At 45.1% G+C, this 10014-nt stretch carries 6 protein-coding genes; 3 read left to right on the plus strand and 3 right to left on the minus strand.

Annotated features, from left to right (window positions below):
- Window positions 1-82: 82 nt before the first annotated feature.
- The 3 genes from dapD to B7C60_RS12110 form a co-directional block, all read right to left on the minus strand.
- On the minus strand, window positions 83-1114 hold the full coding sequence (gene dapD / locus B7C60_RS12100; RefSeq protein WP_099611866.1) for a 2,3,4,5-tetrahydropyridine-2,6-dicarboxylate N-succinyltransferase: 1032 nt from the start codon (window positions 1112-1114) through the stop codon (window positions 83-85).
- A gap of 257 nt (window positions 1115-1371) precedes the next feature.
- A complete protein-coding gene (locus B7C60_RS12105) occupies window positions 1372-1665 on the minus strand; it encodes a YebG family protein (RefSeq protein WP_099611867.1) in 294 nt (97 codons plus the stop codon).
- 91 nt (window positions 1666-1756) lie between these two features.
- Window positions 1757-2647 carry a LysR family transcriptional regulator gene (locus B7C60_RS12110; protein WP_099611868.1) on the minus strand — a complete coding sequence of 297 codons (891 nt, stop codon included), beginning with the start codon at window positions 2645-2647 and terminating at the stop codon, window positions 1757-1759.
- 108 nt (window positions 2648-2755) lie between these two features.
- On the opposite strand from B7C60_RS12110, the gene B7C60_RS12115 reads away from it, so the two are divergent.
- The 3 genes from B7C60_RS12115 to recB all read left to right on the plus strand — a co-directional run.
- A complete protein-coding gene (locus B7C60_RS12115; protein ID WP_099611869.1) occupies window positions 2756-3724 on the plus strand; it encodes a TDT family transporter in 969 nt (322 codons plus the stop codon).
- 89 nt (window positions 3725-3813) lie between these two features.
- Window positions 3814-7272, plus strand: coding sequence for an exodeoxyribonuclease V subunit gamma (gene recC, locus B7C60_RS12120; protein WP_099611870.1), 3459 nt, complete (start codon window positions 3814-3816; stop codon window positions 7270-7272).
- Between the two features lie 255 nt (window positions 7273-7527).
- Window positions 7528-10014 (plus strand): exodeoxyribonuclease V subunit beta (recB, locus tag B7C60_RS12125; protein ID WP_245869386.1); only part of this gene is annotated, 2487 nt, incomplete at its 3' end.

Consider the following 10014-nt stretch of genomic DNA (forward strand, 5'->3'; position numbering starts at 1 on the left):
AACGACTGGCAATATATAGGGCCAGAAAAAACCGGCCCTAGTCATGAGTGAGTTAATGTTATTAATTATATAACAAAATCAATTAGTTATTACTATGTAGTTCGCTATTGAGTTGCACGGCAGATTTGTTCGCTAAGCATTCCACTTGACCGGTTTGTGAGTTACGACGGAAAAGTAGATCAGAAACCCCAGCCAGTTCACGGGCTTTGATGGTTTCGACTTCATTGCCTTCTTTATCTAGCATACGAACTTTGGTTCCAGCGGTGACATAAAGGCCGGACTCAATGGTGCAGCGATCACCTAATGGGAAGCCAAGGCCAGCATTGGCACCGAGCAGAGAGTTTTCACCAATAGACACCACGACTTTTCCTCCACCAGAGAGCGTGCCCATAATCGAAGCACCACCACCGATATCGGAGCCATTGCCGACCATCACACCAGCCGAGATACGCCCTTCAACCATGCTTACTCCGGTAGTTCCGGCATTAAAGTTGATAAAACCTTCGTGCATAACCGTGGTTCCCTCGCCAACGTGAGCGCCTAGGCGAACGCGAGCGGTATCAGCAATACGAACCCCGGCAGGGACAATATAATCAACCATTTTCGGGAATTTATCTACACAATCGACACTCAATGAACGCCCCGCTAAACGAGCATCAATTTGGCGTTCTGCCAGTTCAGGAAGGTCAATAGGCCCTTCGTTGGTCCACGCAATATTATGTAGTAAACCAAAAATACCTTCGAGCACTGTGCCATGAGGCTGGACTAGGCGGTGTGAAATGAGTTGAAGTTTTAAGAAGCCTTCAGCCACGGTTTGTGGTTTATCATCCGTGGCGAGAATCACCAATACTAACGGCTGAGTAGATTTTGCCGCTTTATCGGCCAAGGCAGCATTAGCCGCTTGACCATTGGCCGCAAAAGCATTAGCTAATTGGGCGCTTTGTTCTGCTGATATTTCTAAAGCTTGGTTGCCTTGTTGATAGCCTGAAATGTTCGCCAAAGCACTAACGAGCGCATCACTTGGGTTAAGAACAGGATGAGGGAAAAATGCCTCAATAATTTTTCCGTTACGATTTTTTGTGGCCGTACCAAAGCCAAGGGCAAAATTCGCCATGTGAGTTCTCCATAAATAAGGGCTTAATTCCATCATATTGTTGATGACTTAATGTGGCCACTCATACATTGGTTAATGTTGACTAACTTTGTTGGTGAGCGGCGTTATTGCGATGTTAAAAGATATCTTAAAGAGAGTCTGAACGGGAAGAAAGGGGGGATGATTGATCCGTCTGTAGACCGATACCTTTTGTCTTTTTAACGATAGATATGTCTTGTTAGATAGAAAAACCGCTGCGAGGCAACGGTTTAACAGGCTTAAGCGGCATCATCGACGGGTTCATCACTCTTGACTGCTTTCGGTTTTTTCGGTGGAGTGGGTTTACGTTTTGCACCCAGAGCGATTAACACCTCTTCTTTATTTTGTGCCAAGAAAAGAGCGAGTTCTTCTTGCTTGCTTTCTTCGTCGATCAGAGCGCTTTTACCTAACAGCTCAAATAACTCATCTGCCATATCCAGCATTTTGTCATAAGCGTCAGCTTCGGCTTTCGAGGTAAATGTCATTTTCTCTTCTCCGTTGCGCTCCACCACGTACTTAACGATGACGGCCATGGTTCATCCTCTACATTGTGCTAAAAAAATTACTGGCTTTTTATACAGTTTTTGTGGAGTAAAGTCCAGATAAGCCACTAAAATTGAGAGGTCAGCCGGGCCACTGGTGACAAAACGCGATAAAGTTTTTTAGTAGTGGATTTTGGTATTTTTCTTTATGAACCAGTACCCAAAATCGACGTTTCATATCCAGTGGTACGTTCAATAGACGAACTCGCCCATCGTTGAGTGCACATTGTGCGGCTAATTGTGACAGGCACCCTAGCCCCAGACCCGCAGACACACTATTGATCAATGCCTCGGTAGTATTGAGTTCGAAACTTTCTTGCCATTGCTCAATGCGAGGCGCAATCACCCGCATAAAAAACTCTCGAGAGCCAGAGCCAGATTCGCGTAATACCCACTGGCTTTGTTCAAAATCAGCGACACGAATATCGGCTTTCTTAACCAGTGGATGCGAAGGAGAGCAAATAATGCACATTTGATCATGGGCAAACTCTTTGGCCAGCAATTCAGGGTGTAATGTTTTTCCTTCGATTAAGGCGACATCAAGTTCGTAATCGACTAATTTTTGGCAAATCAGTGCCGTATTGGAGATAAACAAACTTTGCGCATAATGATCAAATTGCTGTCGAAAAGCACTTAATAAGTAGGGAGCAACTTGATTTCCAATTGTATCACTGGCTCCAATTCGTAACTGACCAGAGAGGGTGCTGTCTTCATCAAAGAGATGATGAAGATCTTTTGCTCGGCCCAGCAGCTCATCAGCGAAAGGAAGTAGCTTGTGGCCTTCTTGGTTGAGAATTAGTCGATTATTAACTCTATCGAACAATGCATGCCCTAATTGCTTTTCCAATTCAGCTAACGCCATGCTCACGGCCGCTTTGGAAAGAAATAATGACTCAGCGGCTGCGGTCAAAGTTTTATGCTGGGTAATCATCATAAAGACGTTGAGTTGCTTTAGTGAAATAGGGAAACTCATAGGCGTTTACTTTTATTGAACGTTTGTTATAAATAATTAGATATATTCAAACATTAAGCAAGCGTATTATGCCGTTAATTAGCAATGGTGTTGTGTATTGAGGTCGATATGATTCAAGCAGCAAAAACAAAAGTGATGGGAGCGCCAACCCCCATGGCAGGTTTGGCTCTCGGTATTGCCAGCTTAGGTTGGAGCTGGGAAAATGCGGCGGATTTACATGGGGTCGGCCAGTGGTCTGGTGCGGCAATTGCCAGTGTTTTATTGTTGATTTTGGCGATGAAGTTTTTATGGCATAACCATGCATTACGAGAAGATTTAGCGCATCCAGTGGTCGGTAGTGTGGTACCGACATTTGCTATGGCGTCTATGGTGGTGTCACATTCCGTCGGGCAGTTTTTTCCTATGGCGGGGGATAGCCTTTGGTTATTGGCAGTAGTGTTACATGTGATTTTTTTGGTCAGTTTTACTTACCATCGCGCCAAAGCATTTGAACTACACCATATGGTGCCCAGTTGGTTTGTGCCTCCTGTGGGGATTATTGTGGCAGATGTTTCTTTTTCAGGAAACCCAGCACTAGCACCGATTGCCCAAGGTGCTCTGCTGTTTGGTATGGTGGTTTATGCTGTCATGTTACCGATGATGATTTATCGCTTTATGTTCACGCATGAAGTACCTGATGCGGCCAAACCAACTTTAGCAATTTTAGCTGCACCTGCAAGCTTATCGTTAGCGGGCTACTTAACCGTAACCGCTGAACCATCGCCAGTCATTATTGCGCTGCTGTTTGGAATAGCGGTTTTAATGACAGCCATCATTTACTTGGCTTTTACTCAGTTGCTGCGTTTGCCCTTTAGTCCAGGTTATGCTGCGTTTACTTTCCCAATGGTTATCGGTGCAACGGCACTATTTAAAATGACCCATTGGATGGAAAAGGTTTCTGTCGCGCCACATTATATTGAACAGGTACATCTGTTGGCTGTTGGTGAGTTAATGATCGCTACTTTGGTTGTGGGTTATGTCGCATTGCGCTATCTGATGTTTTATCTTCCCGCTCGAACTGTGGTCAGTCAGGCCTAATTTTAATGGTTTAGGTCAGGAACATTATTCAGTTAAATGCACTTATGCTACTCTGCTCTTTACCAAGGGCTACGTAGTGTGAGTGCATTGTGTTTACGGTTTACCACTCTAATCATATCGAAACACTAAAAATTCTTTTAGTGCATCTGATCAAAAATGATCCGCTCAATCATCCTTTTCGTAAAGAACATATTTTGGTGCAAAGCACAGGGATGTCTCAATGGCTCAAAATGGCGTTAGCCAAAGAGATGGGGGTCGCGGCTAACATTGAATTTCCGCTTCCCGCCAGTTTTATTTGGCAGATGTTTACGACAATTATTCCCCATGTTCCAACGCGCAGTGTTTTTAACAAGCAAACCATGAGTTGGAAGTTAATGCGCTTATTGCCAGACTTACTTGATTTGCCAGATTTTGCACCACTACGTCGTTATTTAACTGAGGATTCAGATCAAGCTAAACGTTATCAATTGGCTGAAAAAATTGCCGATATTTTTGACGGTTATCTGGTTTACCGTCCAGATTGGATCGCCGCTTGGGAGGCGGATCAAACTGTTGCAGAAATCGAAGACGAGCATCCTTGGCAGCCTATCTTATGGAAAGCCTTGTACGATGACACCCTTGCTCAAGGTCAATCTCATTATCATCGAGCCAATCTTTACCAAACTTTTATTGATCAACTGCAAAGTGGTCACATTCCGCTCGAACAATTGCCGAAGCGGTTATTTATTTTTGGTATCTCTTCTTTACCTCCTCGTTATTTAGATGCTCTAAAAGCTATCGGTGAACATATTGATGTGCACTTGATGTTTACTAACCCTTGTCAGCATTATTGGGGAGAGATCCGAGATCACCACTATCTTTCTCGACTTGAAACGCAACGACGAAAAAAAATAGCGCTGGCTGAGCAACAATTGATGGTGAGTGGTGAGGCATCCCCATTGAAAGGAAATATCAGTGACTATTTAAGTGACGATCTCCATACACAGCAAGCCATAGGGCACAGTTTGCTGGCATCTTTAGGAAAATTGGGAAGAGATAATCTGTTTTTACTAGAGCAGAGCCAGAATGAAGAGTTGGAACTTTTTATTGATATTCCGCGCGATAGCTTGTTGCATCATATTCAGGCGGATATTTTACACCTACAAGAGCATCATAATGATCAGTGGTTAGCCAGTAGTGAACATAAACCCGCGCTTGAACACGGTGATGATTCACTGACTCTGCACCTGTGTCATAGCCCGATGCGAGAGGTTGAAGTGTTGCACGATCAACTATTGGCAATGTTTGATCGTGATCCATCACTTAAGCCGCGAGATGTGATTGTAATGGTTGCGGATATTGATGCTTATAGCCCATACATACAAGCGGTGTTTGGCAATGCGCCGGGAGAGCGGTTTATTCCTTATTCGATTTCTGATCGTGCTAGTACTCAAGAAAGCCCGATACTGCATGCTTTCATGCAGTGGGTATCTTTGCCCCTGTCCCGTTGTTTAGCTTCTGAGTTGTTAGAGTTATTAGAAACGCCTGCGGTATTGGCGCGCTTTGATATCAGTGAAGAAGAGTTTGCTATTGCTAAGCATTGGGTGGAAGAAAGCGGCATTCGCTGGGGGTTGAATGGTGAAACGGCGCAAGAGTTTGACTTACCCGCCACGGAACAAAATACGTGGCAGTTTGGTATTCAACGTATGTTACTCGGTTATGCGATGTCAAGCCGTGCGAGCATTGTTGATGTGGGTGAGATGCCGCTTGCCCCTTACAATGAAGTGCAAGGTATGAGTGCTGAATTAGCGGGTAAGTTAGCCCATTTTATCCAAACGGTCAGTGAGTATCGTTGGCGTTTAGCCCAAACTCAATCGATTACGGAGTGGCGCGAGACCCTTTCACAATTATTAGCGGATGGTTTTTGGGTCGACATTTCCGCTGAAATCGCTTTACAGTCGATCCATGAAACCTTAGCAGTGCTACAAGACACACTACAGGAGGCGGGTTATCAACAAGCCATTGCACCGGCCATCCTTCGTCAATATCTGCACAATCAATTATCAAGTATACGTGTTAGCCCTCGGTTTTTAGCCGGTCAAGTTAATTTTTGTACCCTAATGCCGATGCGTTCTATCCCTTTTAATGTAGTCTGTTTACTTGGTATGAATGACGGTGTTTATCCCCGTACCATGCCAGCAGAAGGGTTTGATTTGATGCGCCGACGGATCCGGCCGGGTGATCGTTCTCGACGTGATGATGATCGTTATCTGTTTTTAGAGGCAATTTTATCGGCACAACAGCGGCTTTATATCAGCTACGTTGGTCGCTCAATACAGGACAACAGCATCAAAGCACCTTCAGTTCTGGTGAGTGAACTATTGGAATATTGCCAGCAAAACTACTGTTTGCAGGGGGACGAAACCTTACCTAGCGATGAATCGGGTGAAAAGTTATTAACTCAATTGACGCTACAACATGCCATGGTTCCATTTAGTCCGCAGGCTTTTGAGGGGCAAATGAAAAGCTATGCCAAAGAGTGGTTACCCGCCGCATTGCGACAAGGCTCTACGAGTTTAGCTTTTAACCAGCCAGTTGACGATTATCTGCTGGGAGTGAGTTATCCTCTTGAGTTAGATTGGGTTGAACTGCAACGTTTTTGGCGCTTACCCGTGCGCTATTTTTTTCAACGCCGATTAAAAGTCACTTTTGAGGCTCCGCTCAATGTACTTAAAGATGAGGAGCCTTTCGCGTTAAATGGTTTGGCGAGTTATCAGTTACGCGATGAGTTATTGGCGACGTTACTTAATCAGCCACAGTCGTTGGCAAGGGAAGAAGTATTAAACGTGTTTGCCGCTCAGCAACGTGCGCAAGGACGTTTGCCAATCGGCGCTTTTGGTGCTTTAGAGTTAGAGACGAATCGTGTTCAAGCGGAAGCTTTATTCGATTGCATTCATACGTTATGTCAACAGCCACAGCCTGATGTTGAAATATCCATGACATTGCATCCATTCGGCGCGGATAAACCGATATGGTTAACGGGGTGGCTGACGCAAGTGTATCAATCGGGTTTGGTGCGCTATCGTAGCGGAGCGATTCGCGCACAAGATCTCCTCGCCGCTTGGCTTGATCACTTAGTTTTTGCTGCCATGGGCTATCAAGCTGTCACGCACCTGATTGGTTATGATCGTAAAGAGGGAGTCACTCACTATTGTTTTCCAATTTTGGCAGAGACTACCGAGGCCCAAACGCGATTAACAGAATTAGTATCCTTATATTATCAAGGGATGACCGCACCTTTACCTTACTTTCCTAAAACGGCTTTAGCGGCGGTGGAAGCCGGATTTAGCCGTGGGAAATGGGTTGAGGATGAACAAAAAGCGCTGAAAAAAATGGCAGATACTTTTAACGAGAGTTACTCCTCACCAGGTGAAGGAAGTAATGATTACATTGCTCGAATTTGGCCTGAATGGAATGATGAACTGGCCAAACAGGTGCGCTTATTGGCCAGCTTGGTGATTCAACCAGCAAGGTTATCGCGGCAAGATAGCGCGGATCAAAAAGAGTAAGGTGGCCGCCAGTAAATCATTATTAGTGTAGGGCGTTTGCTGTACGGCCACAGGTCAGAGGGACCAGAATGGTTGAGAAGTTGTTAGCTGTACTCCATTAATGCGGCGCAGTGTAATCGGTTGCTATGCACTGCACCGTGAGTCAGCTCTCATATCTTTCGGTACTCAGGCGTTTCAGCTTGAGCAGATAGAAGAATTCAATCCAGATCACATTCGTATTCATAGATATCTCAAAGCAGAGTAGCAGAGTAAATGATGAGTAATATCGACACTATTGTCCCGCTCCCGTTAGATACTTTAACGTTTCCTTTGCATGGAGCAAGGTTAATTGAAGCTTCGGCGGGTACAGGAAAAACCTTTACCATTGCCGGGTTATATTTGCGACTACTTTTAGGACACGGCACTCTGCAGACTCGGCACAACCAAGCGTTGACCGTAGACCAGATTTTAGTGGTGACCTTTACCGAAGCGGCGACCGCTGAGTTAAGAGATCGAATTCGTCGTCGTATTCATGAGGCTCGTATCGCTTTTAGCCGTGGTAGTAGTCATGATCCGGTCGTTAAACCGTTACTTGAACAGATCACCGATCATGCTTTTGCTGCTCAGCTTCTATTGAATGCTGAGCGACAGATGGATCAAGCGGCGATCTATACCATCCATGGTTTTTGTCAGCGTATGTTGACCCAGAATGCGTTTGAATCAGGAATGCGTTTTGATCATGAATTTATTACCGATGAAAGCCAATTAAAAGCGCAAGTCGTGGCCGACTACTGGCGGCGACAATTTTACCCACTTCCGATTAACCTTGCTGGAGAAATTCGCCGTTTATGGCCTTCACCTCAAGCCTTACTAGATAGCATTGGCCGATATTTAAGTGGTGAAGCCCTTTGTTTTATTCCCCCCATGATGAGTGACGATCTTGCCGCATTACATCAGAGTCAGTTGGCAAAAATAGAAGCGGTGAAACAGCAATGGCGAGCCGTTGAACAAGACATTGAGACGATCATTAGCCATTCAGATGTGAATAAACGGAGCTATACAAAAAAATCGTTACCGGAATGGATTAAGCGCGTTTCCTCTTGGGCGGCTAGTGCGACAATCACTTATGATATTCCCGATGTATTGAGTCGTTTTTCTCAATCGGTTCTTATTGAAAAAACGCCGAAAGGAAATGCACCTCATCATCCATTATTTGTCACTATTGACTCTTTTCTTGCTCAACCGGTCGGTTTACAGGGGCCTTTGATGGCTCATGCCATAACGGTTTGTCGACAGTTATTATCTAACGCAAAATCGAGCCAGCAATGGCTCTCTTTTGATGATTTATTGAGCCAATTATCAGCTTCCCTTGCGCAAGATGAACAAGGGATATTAGCAGAGCGAATTCGTCAGTTGTATCCGGTGGCGATGATTGATGAGTTCCAAGACACTGATCCATTGCAGTACCATATTTTTAGCCACGTCTATTTGGCGCATCCGACCTGCGGTTGGTTTATGATCGGTGATCCTAAACAGGCTATTTATGCCTTTCGTGGTGCTGATATTTTTACCTATATTACCGCAAGAAATCAGGTTACAGCTCATTACACATTAGGTACTAACTGGCGTTCTAGCGCGCAAATGGTGGCAGCGGTGAACCAGTTATTTACTCAGCCAGATAGCCCTTTTATTTATGATAAAGACATTCCCTTTTACCCGGTACAGGCTAGCCCGAAAGCGTCGCAAAAGCAGTGGTTTTTAGCAGGGCAAGTTCAGCCAGCATTAACATATTGGTATCAGCAGGCTGATGCACCGGTGAGTAAAGGGGACTACCAAAAAATCATGGCGGACGCGACTGCCAGTCAGATTCAGAAACTATTAACAGCCGCTCAGCAGGGAGAGGCTTATTTTGAGCTACATCGAGCTATCGAACCGGCAAACATTGCGGTACTCGTGCGTACTGGCAGTGAAGGGCGTTTAATTCAACAAGCGTTGGCACAGCAAGGCATTGCCAGTGTTTATCTTTCAAATCGAGACAGCGTTTTTAGCAGTGTGGTTGCCGCAGATATTCAGCGCTTGTTGCTGGCTGTTTTACATCCAGAAGATGAAAAAGCGTTACGTAGTGCACTCGCTTCCCCCCTGTTCGCCCTGAATGCCGCTCAGTTAGATTTACTCAATAATGATGAAAATGAGTGGGAAACGGTACAACATGAATTCAAGTATTATCGAAAGCTTTGGCAAGAGCGTGGTGTGCTACCCATGTTACGCTCAGTATTGAGCCAGCGACATATAGCAGAACGCTGGCTTGCTGAGACCCATGGTGAGCGGCAACTGACCGATTTTATGCACTTGAGTGAGTTACTGCAACAAGCGACTCAAATGCTTGAAAGTGATCATGGTTTATTGCGCTGGTTCGCTCAATCGATCGAGGATGCTCAAGCGGGCAGTAGCCATGATGATGCGATGTTGCGCCTTGGATCAGAGCGAAACCTGGTGCAAATCGTCACCATTCATAAATCGAAAGGGCTTGAATATGACTTGGTTTTTTTACCTTTTGCCTTGAGCTATCGGGTTGCGCAAGAAGGAAAATATTATGACCTGACCAGCGGTAAAACCGTACTTGATATGATGAAAAGTGATGCCGCCTTACAGCAAGCTGATAAAGAACGATTAGCGGAAGATTTGCGCCTTATCTATGTCGCGCTAACTCGCGCCGTTTATGGCTGCTTTGTTGGCGTTGCACCGCTGCGTAATGGACGTTCA

Source organism: Vibrio fujianensis (genome assembly GCF_002749895.1).
Lineage (GTDB): Bacteria > Pseudomonadota > Gammaproteobacteria > Enterobacterales > Vibrionaceae > Vibrio > Vibrio fujianensis.

Excerpts from the sequence above, each read along its gene's own strand:
- dapD (WP_099611866.1), bottom strand. The coding sequence starts at position 1,114 with ATGGCGAATTTTGCCCTTGGCTTTGGTACGGCCACAAAAAATCGTAAC.
- B7C60_RS12105 (WP_099611867.1), bottom strand. The coding sequence starts at position 1,665 with ATGGCCGTCATCGTTAAGTACGTGGTGGAGCGCAACGGAGAAGAGAAA.
- B7C60_RS12110 (WP_099611868.1), bottom strand. The coding sequence starts at position 2,647 with ATGAGTTTCCCTATTTCACTAAAGCAACTCAACGTCTTTATGATGATT.
- B7C60_RS12115 (WP_099611869.1), top strand. The coding sequence starts at position 2,756 with ATGATTCAAGCAGCAAAAACAAAAGTGATGGGAGCGCCAACCCCCATG.